This window comes from Enterobacter sp. EC_50 (assembly GCF_019584525.1).
In the GTDB taxonomy this organism is placed as follows: domain Bacteria; phylum Pseudomonadota; class Gammaproteobacteria; order Enterobacterales; family Enterobacteriaceae; genus Enterobacter; species Enterobacter roggenkampii.
The window spans coordinates 17,614-37,718 of the sequence record NZ_VDAF01000031.1; the positions used below are offsets into that span (position 1 = coordinate 17,614).

Below are 20,105 nucleotides of genomic sequence, written 5' to 3' on the forward strand. Positions count from 1 at the left end.
GACCCTTCATTAATCAATGACCTTCCCCTTTTCATTGACCCTTTCCTCTTATTCAATAGCGACAAACCGGAATATCAGAAACTACATGATGACATTATCCAATATGTTGCATTTCTGCGTGACCGTTCTGAAAAGGAAGGAATCAGCAAAGGGTTAATAAAAGCATGGTTCTTATTCCCAGAAGTAAAACAAACATGGTTTGGTTACAGCAAAATTGGCAATGGTGGTAGCGGCCTTGGCCAGAAGTTCGCTAAATCTCTTAACGAAAACCTAAACACAGTATTTACGAATTTTGGCACTGAAGAGATTACCAACGGTAGCCACCTTGAGAAGCTTTGCTTAATCAGAGATGGCGTTGGAAGGGATAATATAAGCGACTTCACGACCAATCTCATCAAAAGATTTTTACTTGATTACACCCAAGCATTCGCCCTAGAGCATATTGATGCTAAGTTTTTATCTAATCACCTTGTGGATAAAGTCGAGTTTAACTACAAGACAAGATCATGGATTTCGAAAACCTATACGCTACCAACATTTCAACAGGATTATGTACTTTTAACTCCGAAAGACATTCTTACGAAAGATGAAAACTGGATTAACAAGTCCGATATGATTGGTGACTTTAGAGGGGTGCTAGAAAGTATTCCAAATGACCAATTAAGAGCGCAGTTGAATGACTACCTGGCCAGGATGCTTCCTGAAGATCCAGATAAAAAAGAGTTTGACAAAGCCGTCGTAAGTACGATTATAAAATTCCCCCAATATATTGACTATTTCATAAAGCTCAAAGAAGAGAATGGCGATCAGGCTGTTAAGCTTAGCGAGTTAAAGGTAAATGAGACAGAGTACCTGTTCATTCAAAAAGTTAAAGAGCTTGTAAGCAGCCTAGAAAAAGACACGAAGTTTTATGATCAACCATCAAATTCCTTAGACGAAGCGTATCAGCGTGTTATCTTTCTAAAGCAGATGATTGAGAACAATGATGGCTACAGGTTTTTCTATGTAAAAGGAAATCCAATAAAACGAGAGCAAGACCTTCAGCTCCTATTCAAGCTTACATGGTTTGCCAGTAAATATGATGTAAATGCAGAAGTTAATAATGGTCGAGGGCCCGTTGATTTTAAAATATCAAACGGGAGTAAAGATAAATCTCTCGTTGAGTTTAAGCTGGCTTCAAACAAAAAGCTAAAGCAAAACCTGAAACACCAAGTTGAAATTTATGAGGCTGCAAACTGCACCCATCAGTCAATTAAAGTCATTATCTTTTTCAGTGATTCCGAGCTTGAATCCGTCAGCAAGGTTATGAGGGAGTTAAAACTAAAAGAGGACAAAGGCTTTGTATTAATTGATGCACGCCCGAACAAAGTATCAGCTTCAAATGTAAGAGACTTGTTTGAAAATGACTGATTCAACGCGCTTTGAATTCCACTACGGCGATCATCTTATCCCGTTCGAACGAGTAACGAGAAGATCAGTCTCAAATAGAATACTAATCAAAGTTCATCCAGATTGCAGGGTAATCGTGTCGAGTCCCGAAGATGCCAACAATGATGCGGTTCTTTCTGCTGTTAAGAAGCGTGGGCGTTGGATATACGAACAGCTTCGGGATTTCCGTAAACAACTTGAATTCACCACCCCTCGGCAATACATCAGTGGTGAGAGCCATTACTACCTGGGAAAACAGTACCTGCTGAAAGTGATTGAAGCGCCTGAGCAGGTTCAAGGCGTGAAACTACTACGTGGCAAACTTGAAGTATCAGTACGAGCGAAGTCCACCGACAAGGTGAAAGAGCTACTAACAGACTGGTACAAAGCGCGGGCTAAGGAAACCTTCGCCAAGCGTCTCGATGCCATGCTGGAACAAGCCCTTTGGGTAGAGGAACGACCGCCGCTGCGCATTCTGACGATGCAAACTCAATGGGGCAGCTGCTCACCCAATGGCCGAATCACCCTGAACCCTCACCTGGTTAAAGCGCCTCGTGAGTGTATTGACTACGTGATCCTGCATGAGCTTTGCCACATCGCCGAACATAACCACAGCGAGCGGTTCTACCGGCTAATGGGCCAGGTAATGCCAAAGTGGGAAAAGACGAAAGAACGACTGGATGGGATGGCTTCTGTTATCGCAAATTGATTACTGAATTCATAGGAGCAAACAAATGCACGACTACGCAATATTTGGGCACAGCAGAGCCACTATAGGGAGATGGCTCGGTGTTGCATCTGTAATTTTAACAGGTGCTGTTTCTTCGTTATTGGTTTGGCTTTATGAAGCGACAAACATAGAAGCATTCGCAACTGCCATAATAACGCCAGCCATAATTTATTTTGTCCTTCACTACTGTTTTGACCAGTTTGGATGGAAAATTCCGTTCTTTAGCATCCCAAATATTAGTGGCATATGGTCAGTGAAAGGTGAAACGCTAAATGAAGACGGTTCTACAAAGTACAACTGGGACGCCGAAATAGATATCGAACAAACTTGGGAAAAAATCTCTATAACATTAAAAACGCCAAAGAGTTCAAGCGAAAGCTATACCGCAACTCTTGGCAAAAAACCAGGAACAAAGAGCGGTTGGATTCTTCACTATAGTTATACGAATAACCCTGACACCGATCAATTTCATGAATTGAATTCTCACAAAGGCTATTGCGAATTAGTTTTTAACAAAGATTTAAACCAAGGTGAAGCCGCTTACTTCAATAGTAACGGGAGAAGGACTTTCGGAAAAATGACTTTAAGGAAAGAACAATAATGATCAACTTTGAAAGCAGACTAGCAAACCTAAAGAACCGCCGCCAAGGGACTGCCGAAAGAGATCGCCTGGAAAAAGGCATGTATTCTTACTATGGCGATCTAAGACCGGCAGAGGCGCATGAAAAGCTACATGAAAATGCTGCGATAAAATATGTAATTGGTTCAATGGCGGCAGTGAGCCAAGAGTCTACAAAAGTTTCGAAAGACGAGGGTGAGCGAGTAGCGTCAACACTGATTGACATGCTCAAAACGTCAGGAATCAATGCAGAAGCTAGAATGCAAGGCTCTGTTGCATTGGATATTCATATCGAAGGTCATTCTGACGTAGATATGTTGATACTGAAATCGGACGTAATTACAGTCCAAGGACCAGCTTTGCCCGGTACCTACTACTCAGATTCAAGCGATACTCGGCCAATGGTTGATATTGTAAGAGAGTTGAGACTTCAGTCGGAAGCGAAACTCAAGTCTCGTTATCATGCCGCAGAAGTAAACACTAGCGGAGCCAAGTCGATTGCCCTGAGTGGTGGTAGCCTTAGACGAAAAGTGGATATCGTTCCAAGTAGTTGGCACGACACACATGACTACCAAAGATCAAAGCTTGCGCACTTCAGAGCAGTAAAAATTTACGACAAAGACAATCATGATTTAATTGAGAACAAGCCTTTTCTTCACATCAAGAAGGTAAATGACAGAGACACTCAGTACAGCGGCAACCTTAAAAAAGTAACTCGGCTAATGAAAAACATCATTGCCGACATGCCAGATTATAAGAAATCAAAAGCAAAAAAACTTACTAGTTACGACATTGCTGCGATTGCCTATTCTATGAACGAGAGTTTGTATTGCAGCCAATACTTACCTCTAACACTTCTCGAAAATCTGCGCTCATATTTGCTAATAATTTCGTATATTGATGAAAGAAGAAACTCGCTAATAGCCCCTGATGAGTCAAGAAAGATATTCAACGCTGAAGAAAAAGTCGAGGCACTAAGGATACTCTACAACGAAGTAAATGACCTTGCTGAAGCTGTTCAAAAGGCCATTAACCCTTTGAAAGAAAAATATGATGGCGATGTATTACGAAATCGACAAGTGGTTTTTTTCTAGCCGATTGAATGCCCTTCTTGCAAAGAAGGGCGTCATACTTAGTCAGAAATCAAATCTGAAACTGACACCCTTAAAGCTTCAGATATCTGATAGATTTTAGTGAGTGTAATGTTCTGATCACCGCGTTCAATATGTCCCATATAACTCCGGTCTATCCCTGCTAGATCGGCCAAGGCTTCCTGCGACAACCCCTTCTCTTTCCTTATCTGGCGAACTTGTTCCCCAAATGCGACTAAACGTGGATCTTTCATGATTGCTCTGTTCAAAAGACAGAACTATCACCAAGTAGTGAATATATCACCACGGGATATATCGCTCATTTTATGTATTTTTGCGGTACGCTTAACCAATCAAATGGAAAATGGGATGAGCGTATGTGGAGCAACAAGCAACAAAATCAACTGGAAAGAATCCTGAATCACCCAGGCATCAGATTCAGAAAAGTCAGCAAATACAAGTGCCTAATCAATTACAAAGACCGAAAATGGTACTTATGGCCTCGGTCTGGGCGATATAAGAAGATCTCATCAAACGGCGCAGTATCAGAAATCTTCATGGGTGAACTATCAGATTTCTATCACCGATACCTAACTGAGGAACTTGATTTACCAGAAAACTTTGGCAAGACCTGGTCTAAAGATGATGAAGAGGTGCTGTACGACATGATTGAACTGGCCTGCACATGCAGGCAAATGGCCGAGGAGCTAAGACGCAACCCTGCCAGTGTCGCAACGAGACTAGCTAAGTATCTGGATGATGAGAGTCTTCAAGACCGGCTTAATGAAGATACGTATGATGTGCCTGTAAAAGAGCTGATCGACTGGGACTAAGCCGCTAAGCTTGTAACACTAATCTGGAAACTACCAAGGTGGCATTTGTTCGCACATGATGAAGATGACATTGTGTAAAACTGCCCTTTGGATTTACCTGACTCTGTAGCAAAGTGACGCATCAAATATTCATAGGCATCACCCAGCAGATCGTCTCCGTCAACGCGGTTGGCTGAGAGATCCAACCCTTCGAAGATTGCCACCAGCTTGGAAAGGCGGTCGATCATCTCCTTGCCTTTACCCAGCTTGTCTTCATCATTGAAGTCGGCAATGTCGATAACACCTTTCAGGTCGTTAGCTTCAGCCAGTAATCTGATGGTTTTGTTAATTTTCTCGCCAATTTCTTTGTTGCCCTTGAGAGCAACCATATCGTCGAAACTTGCACCTTCCGGCACTTCAATCATCGCGTAAGGGTTGCCCTTAGCTTTGTCAGAGACGTACTTCATAAACAGTAGAGTCAACACATAGTCTTTGTACTGTGAAGCATCCATTCCGCCACGCAACTCGTCGCAGCTCGCCCAAAGGGAGGAGTAAAGTTCGTTCTTCTTGATAGCCATATGGTTTCCGGTGAAAACAATGCATGTAACGCGGCAAAGAGGTGACGACACAATCGTCCAAATAGTTTCTGCCCCGTAAGAATTTACGAGAGAGTTTATCAAGTTGGTGGGGCTTCGACCATGGACGTCTGTACATCAAATTCAGATATTGCTGTAGATAAAAAGGTAAGTTTCACTTAGACGTGAAGTAGGGAAATTATGGTAAAGGGCTATTTGTACTTCAACGCCGCTACGGGTGAAGTTGAGCTGGCTAAGGTGATGAATAACCAAGTTAATTTACTCCGTCTCGATTAGCACCTCCTGATAATCAAGCGGCGTTTTTTCGTAATAACCCATTAAGCCATGTCTCATCCCTGTCCGGGCGGTTATCCTGAGTCGCCCACAGCGAAGCTATCTCCATCCCCGGAACCGCCCTCAGCAACTCCCGCAGCCCCTCTTCATCCAGGTACGTAAACCGTCTTTCACCCTGCACCCGCTCACCGTTGCCATACTTAAAGGACACATACCATACGCCGCCAGGTTTAAGCGCATCCGCAAACTTCTGCATTACTGTAGACAACTCAGAAGAGGGGACATGCAGCAAAGAGGCACAGCACCAGATCCCATCGTACTGCGCTTTACCGTCGATCTCTGAAAATGTCATCAACTGCACGGGTAACCCGGTATGTTGCCTTGCCAGCTCCACCATCGCGGAAGAGGCATCAAAAGCATCCACCAGATAACCCATCTCATGAAATGCCTTTGCGTCCCGGCCTGAACCGCAGCCCGCATCCAGAACCCGTCCACCGTCAGGCAGTTGTTGGGTAAAGGCCTCGTAGAGCGAGGTCATATCGACATTGACCGTGCCATCGAAGAAATCTTGTGCGTGGTTCTGATAGTAGTGAAGTGTCATTAAAACGTTGCCTCGCCTTCCGCGTTGGGTTTCCAGGTATGGATAAGTTTGTCCAGCGCGGCCTGCCAGTTACGCTGGAGAAAGCTTATCCGTGCTTCAGGACGTTGCCCTGTCTGTTGAACAATCGTCTCATGCAACGGCAGTTTGCTCTGAATAAAATACTCATTGCGGGTGTGTAACCGCTGCAGGAGCCTGAGCTCGGGAATGCGTGCCGACTTGCCTTCGACGCCACGGTTACAACATCGACAGGACAGTACTAAGTTCCATACGCCGTTAATGTTGTTCACTTCTTTGCGGGCAGCCCAGGGAATAAAGTGGTCGACGTCCGCCAGAGCTGCGTCTCCCGGTACCAGGCTGATGGGTTTGAAGCAGTAAAAACACCGTCCTTTCTGGTAACCATTCAGGCTGTCGCGACAGCTGGTGATGTCTACGCGACGCGCGTTCACCCGTGTGAACAGCAACTGATTATCTTCGTCGAACTCCACGCCCACAAGGTTACGTGAAATCCCCATCGACCAGGCCTGTTCCACCAGGTTCCAGCGGGCATTGGTTTCAAAAGCGAGGTTTTTATACTGCAGGCGTTCACTCAGTAAAAAGAAGTTATCCGTCAGGCGGATCCCATTATTAGTTTTGCGCTCATCAAGGAAAAAACGCTTATCGATCTCGTTCTGGTTCACGTAATGAAAGGCATCGATCACGTTGTTAAAGCCAAGGCGTACCGTCGCTTCAATGAGCTGAGCATGGGTGATTTCACCTCTGTTGAATTTCAGGCAGGTTTCCAAAAACTGACTGCTGCAGGAGGTGATCTGTTTTGGCGTATGCTTCAGGTGCTCGCAAAGATAGCGGCTGAACGGTACGGCAAGCAGGTCGAGCGTAATCAAATCGCTGCCCGTCTTATCCACTTCATACAATGCTGACGCCAGCGCAAATTTGTAAGATGCGACGTTTCTTCCAAAGAGGATCACACCACGCCAGTAGTTCTCAAGCGTCGGATCGGCCTGATAAAATTCCATCGATGAAGTCCTGTTACGGTTGGCTGGGCAGGGCGTTACTAAAGCCTGTAACGGGATCACATAACAAAATCAGGGTGATGTAAATCGTTAATCTATAGGTTTGATGAATTTTTGAGAGGTCTGAGAGGAGGGTGTTGAGGCAACCGATGCGGCAATAGTGTCAGGTTCGCAAACGAAAAGATATCTGGAGGAGACGAGATGAAATGATTTTCAGGCCGAAGCGTTGTTGTTTCTCGAATTAAAAAATACCTACCGTTATTTCCTGAATCCCCCTCGCAAATTCCAAATTTCCCCCACATCAAACCGCTGTATTTATATTCAGCCCTGTATAATGGTCACCAGAAATTACGCCGAACGGCAAAGGAAATATTGAAGAATATTTGAAGAGAGAATTCGCGATATGAAGGTGCTGCAACACCCCCATACCGCTAACCACAACCAACTATAAGGGAGTTGAAAATGGCTGCGACGAATTTTAAGCCAGAGTTTACTATTTGCAAAACAGAATCAGACGCTTTCACCGGCATGATTGAAAACCGCGAGCTGGTACGCAAAAACAGCGCCCGCCGTCTTCACGGCAACCAGCCCAACGCGGCACCCATTCATCCCCGCGCGGAAACGCCGCAGGACAGTGCCGCCTGCTGCGAGCTGTATGCTCGCATAGACATGAAATATCTTCTACTGGGCGGAGACTGGTTAACCCGTGCAGGCTTTATCAACGGTATGCCGGTGAAAATCCGCGCCATGAAAGACTGTATTGTGATTACGCCACAACATACAAGAGAATTATGGGGATGCCTGGAAGGTATGAGCGTAGTGAATATAAATAAACAGAAAGTCGCGCAGTGGTTAAAAACGTTTCCGGGTGCGTTAAATGACACCGGTGATATTCCGGTGATTAAGCGTAACGCCTGATAAATATCCCGGCCTTGCGCCGGGATTATTATTTAAGCTGTGTTTTAAAACACCGGCACCCCCAGCCCAACCTTCACCTCCCTCAACGTCCCTTGCGTCACCCCCTGCGCCCGTTCGGTCCCGCGCTTCAGCATCGCCATCAGCTCGCCCCTGTCACGCATATACATCGCCCTCCGCTCCCGCATCGGCGCAATCAGCTCCTGCAGGCACGCCTCCAGCTCGTTCTTACAAACCCGGTCCCCAAGCCCACCCGCCTGATAGTGCGCCTTCATCGCCGCCACTTTCTCCTTGTCCGGATGAAACGCATCGAGATACGTAAACACCACGTTCCCCTCAATCTGCCCCGGGTCGCTCACCTTCAGGTGGTTCGGGTCGGTGTACATGGCGCTTACCGCGCGATGGATGGTCTCTTCGCTGGCCGAAAGGTGCAGCGTGTTGCCGAGCGATTTCGACATCTTGGCGCTGCCGTCGATGCCGGGCAGGCGGCTGGTGTCGCTCAGCATCGCCTTGCAGTGGCGCAGCACCGGGGCGGGCAGCAGGCTATTCATCTTGTGCACAATCTCGTTGGTCTGCTCAATCATCGGCAGTTGGTCGTCGCCGACGGGCACGCACTCGGCCTTAAACGCGGTGATGTCCGCCGCCTGGCTGATGGGGTAGGCCATAAACCCGACCGGCAGCGAGCGGGCGAAGCCCTTCTGTGCAATCTCGTTTTTCACCGTCGGGTTACGCTCCACGCGGGCGACGGTGACGATGTTCATATACAGCATCGTCAGCTCGGCGAGAGCGGGCAGGGCGGACTGCAGGCAGATCGTGGTCAGGTTCGGGTCGATGCCGGCGGCGAGGTAGTCGGCCAGCACTTCGGGAATGTTGTCGCGGATCTTTTGCGGGTTGCTGCCGTTGTCGGTCAGCCCCTGCAGGTCGGCAATCAGCACAAACTGGTTGTGCGTCTGCTGGAGCGCCACGCGCTGGCGCAGCGATCCGACGAAGTGGCCGAGGTGCAGCGGGCCGGTTGGGCGGTCGCCGGTGAGGATAGTTGGTGCGTTCATAAAGACTCCTTAATGTGCAGTTGCCGAAAGGGGTCTTAGATGTGAGAAAGCCGCCTTTCGGCGGCTATCTGAAAATGGGGAAAACTACTCCGTGCCGCCTTTAAGAAGGCAGCCACCAGCGGTTTACGGTGAGCACGGCGTGGTTTATGTTCATGCTTTTACCGTACCACGTCCGGCGCGAAAAACAAAAGGGCACGTCATGCTGCAATCACTCAACCACCTGACTATCGCGGTCAGCGACCTGCAAAAAAGCGTCACCTTCTGGCACGAGCTGCTGGGGCTGACCCTGCACGCCCGCTGGAATACCGGGGCCTATCTCACCTGCGGCGATCTGTGGGTCTGCCTGTCGTACGACGAGGCGCGTCAGTACGTGCCGCCGCAGGAGAGCGACTACACCCACTACGCGTTTACCGTCACAGAAGAGGATTTTGAACCGTTTTCGCACAGGCTTGAGCAGGCGGGCGTCACCGTCTGGAAGCAGAACAAAAGCGAGGGGGCGTCGTTCTATTTTCTCGACCCGGACGGGCACAAGCTGGAGCTGCACGTGGGCAGCCTCGCCGCGCGGCTGGCGGCGTGTCGCGAGAAGCCCTATGCGGGCATGGTGTTTACCTCAGACGGGGCTTGAGGCGCGCACCTTCAGCCTGCCCGCCAGCGTCACGTGCGTGGCGGCATCTTCCTGATTGCACAGGTACTCCACCGCCAGCCGTCCCAGCTCGCTGTAGGGCAGCTGGATACTGGTCAGCGGCGGGGTGAGCTGCTCGGAGATCTTCTGGTCGTCGTAGCCCGCCAGCAGCATGTCCTGCGGGATACGCACGCCGTTCACCGCCAGCGCCTGATAGCATCCAATCGCCAGCCAGTCGCTGGCGCAGAAGATGGCGTCCGGGCGCTCGGCCAGTTCCAGCAGGGAGGTGGTGGCGGTAAAGGACTCGCTGAACTGCCAGTTGGTTTGGCGCACCAGACCGTCGTCGCACGCCAGTCCGGCCTGCTGTAATGCCGCCTGGTAGCCCGCCAGACGCTGGCGCGAGGCCTCCATCCAGCTCTCCCCGGTGATGTGGGCGATGCGCGTCGCCCCGCAGGCGATGAGGTGTTTCGTCACCTGGAAGGCGTTGGCGTAGTCATCCGGGATAAACGACGGCAGCAGCGGCGAGCCGGGGTCGCGCTGGTTGAGCAGCACCAGCGGGATGCGGGTGCAGTCCTGAAACGCCGTCATGTCCACCAGCGTGGTGACCGGTGAGGCGAGGACAATCCCGATGCAGTTGCGCTTCTCCAGCTGGCGGATGATGTTCAGCGCCAGCTCGATGTCGTCGCCGTAGTCGTAGACGGTCAGCAACGTCTCATTGCGCCACGCGGCCTCCCGCGCCTGGCTGATGGCGTCGATAAACGGGTCGAAGCTCTGCATGGAGCTCACCAGCAGGGCGATCTCTTCCTGGTTGCGCGGGGCGTGAACGGCGGGGAGGCGGTCGTAGCCGAGCTCGGTGGCGACGCCAATCACCCGCTGGCGGGTGTCGTCGCTGAGCTTGATGTTGCGGGACTGGTTAAGCACCAGCGATACCGTCGCCTGCGACACCCCCGCCGCCCGCGCAATATCGTTCATCGTCACTTTCGTTTTTCGCTTCATCCGTCCTCTCCCTTTCGCGAATTCGCATCATACCCTAACCGCACGCTTTAGCGTCGTCGATCACGTTTCTCATTCATCGAAGCGTGAACTTTGTGAGGGGCATCGCTTTTCTCAACGCCGTGATTTGCGCATTTATCCTGCAACTAATATTTATTAGCTAAACATTATCAGTAAGAGGACGCGTAATGAAAGAGCAGTGGAGCAGGGAGCAGGCACAGGCGTGGTATCAGCAAAAAGGCTGGCTGTGCGGGTTTAACTACCTGCCGTCGACGGCGGTGAACTGGACCGATATCTGGCAGGCAGAGACCTTCGATGCCGAAACCATCGAGCGCGAGCTGGGCTGGGCGGCGGAGGCGGGCTATAACACCCTGCGCATCAACCTGCCGTTTATCGTCTGGGAGCACGACCGCGACGGGCTGATGGCGCGCATCGACCGTTTTTTGACGATTGCCGACGGCCGCGGCTTCAGCACCATGCTGACCCTGATGGACGACTGCGGTTTCTCCGGCGACGAGCCGTACCTCGGCCCGCAAAAGCCGCCGGTGCCGGGCAAGCACAACAGCCAGGCGGCGGCGAGCCCGGGGCGCGACAAGGTGTGCAATCCCGACTGCTGGGCAGACATTGAGCGCTATATCCGCGATGTTGTACGCCAGTTCCGCGACGACAGGCGCGTGCTGCTGTGGGATCTGTATAACGAGCCGGGCAACCGCGGCATTTTCGCGACGGGCACGCAGGAGGTGCAGTACGACGCGCAGCTGGAGACCTGCGCCCACGCGCTGATGAAGCTCGCATTCCAGTGGGTGCGCGAAGAAGACCCGACCCAGCCGCTCACCGTCTGCGCGTGGCGCCTGCCGCCGGAAGAGGAGGGCGAGACGTTCTTCCAACATCCGCTGGACCAGACCGCGCTGGCGCTCTCGGACGTGGTGAGCTTCCACGCCTACACCCACACCGGGCGGATGACGGCGATTATCCAGCAGCTGCAAAAGTTCGGTCGCCCGCTGTTCTGCACCGAATGGCTGGCGCGCCACGTGGGCAGCACCATCGAAGAGCAGCTCCCGCTGATGTACGCGGCGAAGGTCGCGCCGTATCAGTGGGGGCTGGTGCGCGGCAAAACCCAGACGTGGCTGCCGTGGCCGGTGGTGATGAAGGAGTCCACGGATTACTGCCGTCTCTGGTTCCACGACGTGTTTGAGGAGAACGGTATTCCGTTCTCGCGCCGTGAAATCGCCCTGATGCAGCAGCTGCGCAAGATCGCCCCGAAAGTTCAGGGCTAATAATATCGACCCGGCAGCCGACCGCCGGGCAACCAGGCAGGCATATAACAATGGCAATGACAATGAAAATACCGTCTCGCGAGCTGTGGTCTTATTTTGGCTATGGTTTAGGTCAGTGTTTTAGCTTTGGTTTAGTGGGTTCGTTTATTAACTATTTTTACACCGACGTGCTGGGGATCTCGGCGCTGGCGGCCAGTACCATCTTCCTGATTGCCCGCGCGTGGGACGCGGTTCACGATCCGCTGTTTGCCAGCATTATGGACACCATTAACAGCCGGTTCGGCAAGTTTCGCCACTTTTTGCTGATCGCGCCGCTGCTGATCACCGGCGTCACGCTGCTGTCGTTCTATAAAATCGAAGCGGACATGACCACCAAAATCCTCTACGCCGGGGTGACGTATATCCTGTGGGGGACGCTGTACGCCATCTCCGATATCCCGTTCTGGTCGATGTCGTCGGTGATGACCAACGACTCCGGGCAGCGCACCCGCGCGGTGACGGCGGCGATGCTCGGGGTGAACGCGGGCATTGCCTGCGCCAACATCTTCTTCCCGAAGCTGGCGGCGTTCTTCGCCCAGTACAGCAACGATAAAGGCTACTTTATGGCGGTGCTGGTGATGATGCTGGTGGGCCTGCCGCTGATGCTTAACGGCTTTATGCAGATCAAAGAGCGCGTGCCGCCGAGTCCGGAAAAGGTGACCATCCGCGACACCTTCCACAACCTGCGCCAGAACAAGCCGCTGTTTATCGTCCTGCTGTCGTTCTTTTTCTGCGTGTTCCACAACGTGGCGGGCGGGCTGTATATCTACTTCTTTATCAACAACCTGGGCGACGGCAGCCTGCAGATGGCGATTGGCGTGATGGGGATTGTGGCGGCGGTGCTGTGCCTGGTCGCCCCGATGCTGACGCGCCGGATGCAGAAGCGGAAGCTGTTTATGATCCTCTGCGGGCTGGACGTGGCGGTGCGCGTGGTGATGTGGTTTGTCGGGTATCAGCAGGTGACGATGCTGTTTATTCTCCTCGGCCTGAGCACGCTGTTCGTGATGATGACCAACATCCTCACCTCGTCGATGATTGCCGACACCATCGAGTACGCGGAGTACCACACCCACAAGCGCTGCGCGGCGATCACTTTCTCCGGGCAGACCTTTACCGGCAAGATGTCGGTAGCGGTAGGCGGCGGGTTAATCGGCGTGTTTCTGACGATGATCGGCTACGTGCCGCAGGCGCAAATTCAGAGCGAGAGCGTGCTGTCGGGGCTGTTCTTCGGGATTTGTTTGTTACCGGCGATTGGCTCGTTGATCCGCATGGGCTTTATGTCGCGCTTTACCTTTACCGAGGAGAAGCATGCGGAGATTTGTCGGCTGCTGGCGGAGCGCAACGCGTCTGCGAAAGCGCCGGGTGGCGGCTGCGCCTTACCCGGCCTACAGGACCAGCCCTTGTAGGCCTGATAAGCGAAGCGCCATCAGGCTTCGCTTTTAAAGACTTACAGCGCCTTCACAAACGCCAGCAGATCTTCGTTGAGCTGATCCTGGTGGGTCAGCGCGAAACCGTGCGGCGCGTTGTAGTACACCTTCAGCGTGGCGTTTTTGATCATCTCTGCCGCCAGCTTGCCGGTGCTTTCAAACGGCACGATCTGGTCGTTGCTGCCGTGGATCACCAGCGTCGGCACGTCGATTTTCGCCATATCCGGGCGGAAGTCGGTTTCGCCGAACGCGGTCACGCAGTCGATGGTGCCCTTCAGGGACGCCAGCAGGGCGATGTTCAGCGTCTGGGTCAGGGCACCGGCGGAAACGGTCTGCCCGGCGTTGATGCCGTAGAACGGGGTGGCGAAGTCGCTGATGAACTGGGCGCGATCTTTGCGCAGCCCGTCGCGAATGCCGTCGAACACGCTCTGATCCACACCCTGCGGGAAGGTCTCAGATTTACCAAAGATCGGCGTCACCGCGCCCAGCAGCGCCAGACCGGCCACGCGCGCGCTGCCGTAGTTGTTGATGTAGCGGGTCACGTCGCCGCCGCCCATGGAGAAGCCCACCAGCGTCACGTCCTGGAGATCCAGGGTGGTGATCAGGTCGTTAATGTCGGACGCAAAGGTGTCGTAGTCGTAGCCGTTCCACGGCTGATCCGAGCGGCCAAAGCCGCGACGGTCAAAGGCGATGGCGCGGAAGCCGCGCTCGGCCAGGTAGTTCAGCTGGCTGTCCCACATGTCGCCGTCCAGCGGCCAGCCGTGGCTGAAGAGAACCGGTTTGCCCGCGCCGCCTTCTTTGTAGTAAATCTGCGTGCCGTCTTTTGCCTTAAACGTTGCCATAGTGTGTTCCTGTACAGGTGATGGTTAGGGTTATACCGGCGCGACCAGGTAGCGAATGGCCGGTGATGTTGTGCCCTGATGAAAAGCCAGAACGCGGCTCTGCAGCAGGAGGTCATTCATGGTGTGGCGCTCCTGCTGGCGCAGATGCTCAATCCAGGAGCCCATCAGGAAGGTCTCGATAAACAGTCCGGGACGTTCGATATCCTCATACACCGCCCAGCTCATCGCCCCGGCGCGGCGGCGCACCCGGCGCAGCTCGTGGACCGCCTCCAGGAAGGCCTTCGCGTTGTGCGGGTCAATGATGTACTCGTGCGAGACCAGCACCGGGCCGCGCTCGTTCGGCAGGTCGATCTCCACGCCGTCCAGCGGCTGGCCGCTCAGGTCGAGGTTCAGGTCCGGGTCTTTCTCCAGCTTCCAGCGGAACACGGTGGCGCTTGCCAGCACCATCCCCAGCGTGGCGACAACCAGCGCGGTCGGGGTGCCAAACCGGGAGGCAATCTGCCCCCAGATGGCGCTGCCCGTGGTCATCGAGCCGAAGAACACCGTCAGGTAGACCGCCAGCGCGCGGGCCTTCACCCAGCGGGCGGCGCTGCGCTGCGCGCCGAGGTTCAGCGTTGAAAGCACCGCAATCCACGCGAAGCCGGTGAAGAACTCAAACAGGTTGAGCAGCCAGACGTGGCGCACAAACGCCAGCGCCAGCATGGTGAGGGCAAAGACCAGGCTCGCGGCAACCATCAGGCGGTCGGCGTTCAGCCGCTGGCGCAGGCGCGGCAGCAGGATGGCCCCGGCAATCGCCCCCAGTCCAATGCACGCCAGCATCACGCCGTAGCCCGCCGGGCCCAGGCCCAGCTCGCGGCGCGCCACCAGCGGCAGCAGCGCCCAGCCTGCGCTGCCGAAAACGAAGAAGGCCACCGTACGCACCAGCACGTTGCGCAGCACCGGGGCGGCGTGCACGTAGCGGATGCCTGTGCGCACCGCAGAGAAGAAGTGCTCCGGCGGCAGACGCTGAATGGACGGGGCCGGACGCCAGCGCCACAGTACCCACGCCACGCCCACCACGGAGAGCGCGTTCAGGGCAAACACCATCCACGGCCCGGCGAGCGACAGCAGGAAACCGCCCAGCGCGGGGCCAATCGCCCGGCTGATGTTCACCCCGAGCGAGTTCAGCGCCACGGCGGCGCCCAGCTCCGGCTTGCTCACCAGATCGGGCACCACGGCCTGGAACGGCGGCGAGCTCATCGCCGCCCCTACACTCAGCAGAAACGTCGCCACCAGCAGCACGGTGGGGGTGACGTGTCCGGTGAAGGAGAGCACCGTCAGCCCGGCGGCGGCGATGAAAACCCACAGCTGGGAGAAAAGCAGGTATTTACGCCGGTCAACGATGTCCGCCATCACCCCGGACGGCAGGGCGAAGAGGAACATCGGCAGGCTGCTGGCCGCCTGCACCAGCGCGATATCCAGCGGGTCGGCGCTCAGGGTCAGCATGCTCCAGTTGATGCCGACGTCGCTCATCCATGAGCCGACGTTAGAGACCACCGTGGCGATCCACAGCATGCGGAACACCGGCTGGCTCAGCGGCTGCCACGGCGAAACCGTCGGTGCGGGCGTCGTCTCGACGTGTGCGTCGCGAACGTCGTTAACCTGGGTCATGCGAACCTCTCCGCTGCCTTACGCTGCAGCCGCCACTGGCCCGGCCCGGTGAGGGCGAGAGTGGTGAAGATAATCAGCAGCAGCCAGCCAAACTGCCCTTCGGCAATCGACCAGTTCGGGTGGACCGCCAGCATCGCCACCAGCAGCACGGCGATAATCGGCAGGCACGCCAGGCGGGTGTAGACGCCCGCAATGATCAACAGCGGGCAGATCACCTCCGCGAATATTGCCGGGATCAGGCTCGCGTAAGGCCCGAAGCCGAACGGATCTTCAATGCGCGTCAGCTCTTCGCTGAAGTACAGCACCTTCGGCAGGCCGTGCACGTACAGCAGCAGCAGGCTGCCGGTCAGGCGCAGGAAGAACAACCCCAGGTCGATCCGGGGCGGCATAGTGGTGTTTTTCATCAGAATGCAAAGCAGCTGCAGCCCAGCGCCCCCCAGAAAGCGTTATCGTCGGACACCGGCATCGCTGACGTGCGGGCGAAATCGTGCTGGTGGCTGTGAACCCCGCACGGGCCGCTGCAGTGGTGAATAGGACTCATGCCGACGCGGGCGGCCTGCGGCGGCGCGCTGCGGTAGTGGCCCGGTACCTTGACCACCGGGGACCACTCGGGCAGGACCGGGATGGCCGGCGGCGCGAGCGGGCCAAAGCTGCCCGCGGCGTAGACGATATCGCCGTTGACCACCGTCAGGACGGACTCGATGCCCTTGATCTCCTCTTCCGGCACGCGGAAGTAGTCTTTGCTGAGCACGGCCATATCGGCAAGCTGGCCGACCTTGATCTGCCCCTTCTGGTTCTGCTCGCTGGAGAACCACGCGCTGCCCTGGGTCCAGAGCATCAGGGCGGTATCGCGGTCCAGGCGGGCGCTGTGATCGTACATCTGCATCCCGCCGACGGTGCGGCCGGAGACCAGCCAGTAGAGCGCGGTCCACGGGTTGTAGCTCGCCACGCGGGTGGCATCGGTGCCTAAGCCCACCGGCACGCCGGTCTCGAGCATTTTCGCCACCGGCGGCGTGTGGCGGGTGGCTTCGATGCCGTAGCGCTCGGCAAAGTACTCCCCCTGGAAGGCCATGCGGTGCTGCACGGCAATGCCGCCGCCGAGCGCTTTGATGCGGTCGATGTTGGCCTGGGTGACGGTTTCCGCGTGGTCGAAGAACCAGTGCAGGCCGTTGAACGGAATGTCGCGGTTCACCTTCTCGAAGACGTCCAGCATGCGGCTGATGGATTCGTTATAGGTGGCGTGCAGGCGGAACGGCCAGCGGTGCTCCACCAGATGGCGCACCACGCGCTCCAGCTCATCCTCCATGCCCGGCGCGAGGTCCGGGCGCGGCTCGAGGAAATCTTCAAAATCGGCGGCAGAGAAGACCAGCATCTCGCCCGCGCCGTTGTGGCGGAAGAAGTCGCTGCCCTGGCCCGGCGTGAGCATGTCGGTCCATTTTTCAAAGTCTTCCAGCTCGTGGCCCGGACGCTGGGTAAACAGGTTGTAGGCGATGCGGATGGTCATCTGCTTCTTCTCGTGCAGCTCGGCAATCACCTCGTAATCTTCCGGGTAGTTCTGGAAGCCGCCGCCCGCGTCGATGGCGCTGGTCAGCCCCAGGCGGTTCAGCTCGCGCATGAACTGGCGGGTGGAGTTAACCTGCTGCTCCAGCGGAAGCTTCGGCCCTTTGGCCAGCGTGGCGTAGAGGATCATGGCGTTCGGACGGGCGATCAGCATCCCGGTCGGGTTGCCGTTGGCGTCGCGCTGGATCTCCCCGCCCGGCGGGTTTGGCGTGTCTTTGGTGTAGCCGACCACCTTCAGCGCGGCGCGGTTGAGCAGGGCTCGATCGTACAGGTGCAGGATGAAGACCGGGGTATCCGGCGCGGCGTCGTTAATTTCGTCCAGGGTTGGCATGCGGCGCTCGGCAAACTGGAACTCGGTCCAGCCGCCCACCACGCGCACCCACTGGGGTGACGGCGTGCGCAGGGCCTGCTCTTTCAGCATCCGCAGGGCATCGGCCAGGGAGGGCACGCCTTCCCAGCGCAGCTCGAGGTTGTAGTTCAGCCCGCCGCGGATCAGGTGCAGGTGCGAGTCGTTCAGGCCGGGGATGGCGGTGTGGCCTTTTAGGTCCACCACCTGAGTGCCGTCGCCGTGGTGCTGCATCACCTCGGCGACGGTACCCACTTCCAGAAATTTTCCGTCGCGCACGGCAACGGCTTCCGCGACGGGGTTCTCGCGATCGACGGTGTGAAACTGGCCGTTAACCAGAATGAGATCGGCTTTACCGAGGGTAACCATAACTGCTCCTGACTGAGAGGGGAATGGTCAGGATTATGGGAACCGGTTTCGGCAAAGATCCAGTTATACAATAGGATAGGTATACCAAAGTATAACTATACCTAAGGTTAACTATACGAAGAGATAATTACGCGCGGAGGCGGAAAACCGCAGGATAAAGGTGACTTTATCGTCGCGGCGCTCGCGGCGATTTCTACCCTTAACCACTGGAAAATGCTATGACCTCTTCAAAGCTCGAAGTGTTAACCCCTGCGAACTGTCAGATCATCTTTATCGATCACCAGCCACAGATGGCGTTTGGCGTGCAGTCGATTGACCGCCAGGTGCTGAAAAACAACACCGTGGCGCTGGCGAAAGCGGCTAAGGTGTTCAACATCCCGACCATCATCACCACCGTAGAGACCGAAAGCTTCTCCGGCAATACCTATCCTGAGCTGCTGGACGTGTTCCCGGGTCAGGACATTCTGGAGCGTACCTCCATGAACTCCTGGGACGACCAGAAGGTGCGCGACGCGCTGAAGGCCAACGGCAAGAAGAAGGTCGTGGTGGCCGGTCTGTGGACCGAAGTGTGCAACAACAGCTTTGCCCTGTGCGCGATGCTGGAAGGCGACTACGAAATTTATATGGTGGCGGACGCGTCCGGCGGCACCTCGAAAGAAGCCCACGACTACGCGATGCAGCGCATGATCCAGGCGGGCGTGATCCCGGTGACCTGGCAGCAGGTAATGCTGGAGTGGCAGCGCGACTGGGCGCGTAAAGAGACCTACACCGCGGTGATGGACATCGTGCGCGAGCATTCCGGCGCGTACGGCATGGGCGTGGATTACGCCTACACCATGGTGCACAAAGCGCCGTCTCGCCAGAAGAGCGAGCACCGCACCTTAGCGCCGGTCCCGGCTCGCTAAGTTCCGCTGGCGGGCTGGTCCCTCATCCGGCTCGCCGCTGCCTCTTTCTCTGGAGTTCACGATGAGTACTGGGCTGATATCCCTTGCGGCAGGCGTGTTGATTGGCCTGATGTATGCCGTGCTGAAGGTGCGCTCCCCCGCGCCGCCCGCGCTGGCGCTGATTGGCCTGCTGGGGATGCTGGCGGGTGAACAGGCGACGCGCCATCTCTTATCCCGCGACGGCGCGCCGCCGCCTCAGGCGATCGTTCCGCAGGCCAGTTCGCAGACGGGAGCGTCGTCATGAAAGCATGGATAATTTCGCTGGTGTGCGGCGTGGGTGCTGGGGTAATTTACGCTCTGCTCGACGTCCATTCCCCGGCGCCGCCGGTTGTCGCCCTGCTTGGCCTGTTTGGCATGCTGGTGGGTGAACAGCTCATCCCGGTGGGACGGCGTTTACTGAGTCGCGAACCGCTTACCCTCGCCTGGTTTCGTCACGAATGCGTACCGAAAATCAGCGGCACGGCGCCCCCTGCGCCCGCGAAGGATACCCGCGACGTTAAATGACTGGTTAGAGGAATAACAGCATGACGCTGCCGTGGCGCATTGCCATCATTGATGACGAACGTTCCGTCCGCAGCGGGTTGAGTAATCTCCTGGAGTCGGAAGGCTATTCGACCGATACGTTTGATTCGGCAGAGGTATTTCTGAGCCATCCGCTCGCCCTGTCCGGCGCGGCGCTGGTGATCACCGATATCAAGCTGCGGGGCATGAGCGGCCTTGAGCTGTTTGACAAGCTGCGGCTGCTGGCCGTACCGCCGCCGCCCGTGCTCTTTATCTCCGGTCATGCTGATGAAAATATGCAGCGGTACGCTCTCGGTCTGGGCGCCGCTGCTTTTTTGCGTAAGCCCATTAACATCGATATTCTGCTGGATCATATCCAGCGGGAGCTGGCCCGCCGACAATAAGGATCGC

22 protein-coding genes and 1 pseudogene are annotated in these 20,105 nt (G+C 55.3%); 12 read left to right on the forward strand and 11 right to left on the reverse strand.

The genetic code is table 11. The annotated features are described in order from the left end of the window. Positions 1 to 171: 171 nt before the first annotated feature. Positions 172 to 243, reverse strand: a complete 72-nt coding sequence (locus tag FHC48_RS23855; protein ID WP_107111807.1) for a hypothetical protein — start codon at positions 241 to 243, stop codon at positions 172 to 174. Positions 244 to 1,402: 1,159 nt separating this feature from the next. On the opposite strand from FHC48_RS23855, the gene FHC48_RS20455 reads away from it, so the two are divergent. The 3 genes from FHC48_RS20455 to FHC48_RS20465 are packed head-to-tail and all read left to right on the forward strand — an operon-like array spanning position 1,403 to position 3,871. After that, on the forward strand, positions 1,403 to 2,137 hold the full coding sequence (locus tag FHC48_RS20455) for a M48 family metallopeptidase (RefSeq protein ID WP_114502417.1): 735 nt from the start codon (positions 1,403 to 1,405) through the stop codon (positions 2,135 to 2,137). Between the two features lie 25 nt (positions 2,138 to 2,162). After that, positions 2,163 to 2,759, forward strand: coding sequence for a pancortin-3 (locus FHC48_RS20460; protein WP_114502418.1), 597 nt, complete (start codon positions 2,163 to 2,165; stop codon positions 2,757 to 2,759). Continuing rightward, entirely contained in the window at positions 2,759 to 3,871 is a 1,113-nt protein-coding gene (locus FHC48_RS20465) for a hypothetical protein (protein WP_114502419.1), read from the forward strand. Before FHC48_RS20460 ends, FHC48_RS20465 begins: the two co-directional genes overlap by 1 nt. A gap of 38 nt (positions 3,872 to 3,909) precedes the next feature. Here FHC48_RS20465 and FHC48_RS20470 read toward each other — a convergent pair whose 3' ends face one another. Continuing rightward, a complete protein-coding gene (locus tag FHC48_RS20470; RefSeq protein WP_220420579.1) occupies positions 3,910 to 4,122 on the reverse strand; it encodes a helix-turn-helix domain-containing protein in 213 nt (70 codons plus the stop codon). A 303-nt stretch (positions 4,123 to 4,425) separates the two neighbouring features. Here FHC48_RS20470 and FHC48_RS20475 point away from each other — a divergent pair, with 303 nt between their 5' ends. Next, positions 4,426 to 4,701 carry a hypothetical protein gene (locus tag FHC48_RS20475; protein WP_220420581.1) on the forward strand — a complete coding sequence of 92 codons (276 nt, stop codon included), beginning with the start codon at positions 4,426 to 4,428 and terminating at the stop codon, positions 4,699 to 4,701. A gap of 56 nt (positions 4,702 to 4,757) precedes the next feature. Here the strand turns inward: FHC48_RS20475 and FHC48_RS20480 are convergent. The 3 genes and pseudogenes from FHC48_RS20480 to FHC48_RS20490 all read right to left on the reverse strand — a co-directional run. Then, a pseudogene (locus FHC48_RS20480) lies at positions 4,758 to 5,258 on the reverse strand (type I restriction-modification system subunit M N-terminal domain-containing protein); the annotation flags it as partial. 307 nt (positions 5,259 to 5,565) lie between these two features. Beyond that, a complete protein-coding gene (locus FHC48_RS20485) occupies positions 5,566 to 6,150 on the reverse strand; it encodes a bifunctional 2-polyprenyl-6-hydroxyphenol methylase/3-demethylubiquinol 3-O-methyltransferase UbiG (protein ID WP_119311976.1) in 585 nt (194 codons plus the stop codon). Beyond that, positions 6,150 to 7,163: an HNH endonuclease domain-containing protein gene (locus FHC48_RS20490; protein ID WP_220418960.1), complete on the reverse strand. Its 1,014-nt coding sequence runs from the start codon at positions 7,161 to 7,163 to the stop codon at positions 6,150 to 6,152. The genes FHC48_RS20485 and FHC48_RS20490 overlap by 1 nt, the downstream gene beginning before the upstream one ends. A 459-nt stretch (positions 7,164 to 7,622) precedes the next feature. Between FHC48_RS20490 and FHC48_RS20495 the strand changes: the two genes are divergently transcribed. Next, complete coding sequence (locus FHC48_RS20495) at positions 7,623 to 8,078, forward strand: SymE family type I addiction module toxin (RefSeq protein ID WP_072253954.1); 456 nt, start codon at positions 7,623 to 7,625, stop codon at positions 8,076 to 8,078. Positions 8,079 to 8,122: 44 nt separating this feature from the next. Here the strand turns inward: FHC48_RS20495 and trpS are convergent, their stop codons facing one another. Beyond that, positions 8,123 to 9,124 carry a tryptophan--tRNA ligase gene (gene trpS, locus FHC48_RS20500; RefSeq protein ID WP_059365219.1) on the reverse strand — a complete coding sequence of 334 codons (1,002 nt, stop codon included), beginning with the start codon at positions 9,122 to 9,124 and terminating at the stop codon, positions 8,123 to 8,125. 199 nt (positions 9,125 to 9,323) lie between these two features. Between trpS and fosA the strand changes: the two genes are divergently transcribed. Continuing rightward, on the forward strand, positions 9,324 to 9,749 hold the full coding sequence (fosA, locus tag FHC48_RS20505; protein ID WP_059365218.1) for a FosA/FosA2 family fosfomycin resistance glutathione transferase: 426 nt from the start codon (positions 9,324 to 9,326) through the stop codon (positions 9,747 to 9,749). Here the strand turns inward: fosA and FHC48_RS20510 are convergent. After that, positions 9,735 to 10,742, reverse strand: coding sequence for a LacI family DNA-binding transcriptional regulator (locus FHC48_RS20510; protein ID WP_059365217.1), 1,008 nt, complete (start codon positions 10,740 to 10,742; stop codon positions 9,735 to 9,737). The genes fosA and FHC48_RS20510 overlap by 15 nt on opposite strands. 185 nt (positions 10,743 to 10,927) lie before the next feature. On the opposite strand from FHC48_RS20510, the gene FHC48_RS20515 reads away from it, so the two are divergent. Together FHC48_RS20515 and FHC48_RS20520 are read left to right on the forward strand one after the other, a co-directional pair. Next, positions 10,928 to 12,016, forward strand: coding sequence for a cellulase family glycosylhydrolase (locus FHC48_RS20515; protein ID WP_059365216.1), 1,089 nt, complete (start codon positions 10,928 to 10,930; stop codon positions 12,014 to 12,016). 50 nt (positions 12,017 to 12,066) lie between these two features. Continuing rightward, positions 12,067 to 13,461 carry an MFS transporter gene (locus FHC48_RS20520; protein ID WP_059365215.1) on the forward strand — a complete coding sequence of 465 codons (1,395 nt, stop codon included), beginning with the start codon at positions 12,067 to 12,069 and terminating at the stop codon, positions 13,459 to 13,461. Positions 13,462 to 13,502: 41 nt separating this feature from the next. Here the strand turns inward: FHC48_RS20520 and FHC48_RS20525 are convergent, their stop codons facing one another. From FHC48_RS20525 to FHC48_RS20540, 4 genes are read right to left on the reverse strand one after another with little or no spacing between them, the layout of a single operon-like run. Then, positions 13,503 to 14,324 (reverse strand): alpha/beta fold hydrolase, encoded by an 822-nt coding sequence (locus tag FHC48_RS20525; protein ID WP_220420580.1) that lies wholly within the window; start codon positions 14,322 to 14,324, stop codon positions 13,503 to 13,505. A gap of 30 nt (positions 14,325 to 14,354) precedes the next feature. Beyond that, complete coding sequence (locus FHC48_RS20530) at positions 14,355 to 15,974, reverse strand: MFS transporter (RefSeq protein ID WP_059365213.1); 1,620 nt, start codon at positions 15,972 to 15,974, stop codon at positions 14,355 to 14,357. Continuing rightward, positions 15,971 to 16,378: a DoxX family protein gene (locus FHC48_RS20535; protein WP_059365212.1), complete on the reverse strand. Its 408-nt coding sequence runs from the start codon at positions 16,376 to 16,378 to the stop codon at positions 15,971 to 15,973. The genes FHC48_RS20530 and FHC48_RS20535 overlap by 4 nt, the downstream gene beginning before the upstream one ends. Further along, positions 16,378 to 18,249 (reverse strand): amidohydrolase, encoded by a 1,872-nt coding sequence (locus FHC48_RS20540; protein ID WP_059365211.1) that lies wholly within the window; start codon positions 18,247 to 18,249, stop codon positions 16,378 to 16,380. Before FHC48_RS20540 ends, FHC48_RS20535 begins: the two co-directional genes overlap by 1 nt. Before the next feature lie 218 nt (positions 18,250 to 18,467). Between FHC48_RS20540 and FHC48_RS20545 the strand changes: the two genes are divergently transcribed. The 4 genes from FHC48_RS20545 (at position 18,468) to FHC48_RS20560 (ending at position 20,098) form a co-directional block, all read left to right on the forward strand. Continuing rightward, entirely contained in the window at positions 18,468 to 19,154 is a 687-nt protein-coding gene (locus FHC48_RS20545; protein WP_008501349.1) for a hydrolase, read from the forward strand. A 61-nt stretch (positions 19,155 to 19,215) separates the two neighbouring features. Continuing rightward, positions 19,216 to 19,437 (forward strand): DUF1427 family protein, encoded by a 222-nt coding sequence (locus FHC48_RS20550; protein WP_008501348.1) that lies wholly within the window; start codon positions 19,216 to 19,218, stop codon positions 19,435 to 19,437. Further along, positions 19,434 to 19,697: a XapX domain-containing protein gene (locus FHC48_RS20555; RefSeq protein WP_008501347.1), complete on the forward strand. Its 264-nt coding sequence runs from the start codon at positions 19,434 to 19,436 to the stop codon at positions 19,695 to 19,697. Before FHC48_RS20550 ends, FHC48_RS20555 begins: the two co-directional genes overlap by 4 nt. A gap of 20 nt (positions 19,698 to 19,717) precedes the next feature. Further along, the gene (locus FHC48_RS20560; protein ID WP_008501346.1) at positions 19,718 to 20,098 is read left to right on the forward strand and encodes a response regulator transcription factor; all 381 of its coding nucleotides are present in this window, start codon (positions 19,718 to 19,720) and stop codon (positions 20,096 to 20,098) included. Positions 20,099 to 20,105: the final 7 nt, after the last annotated feature.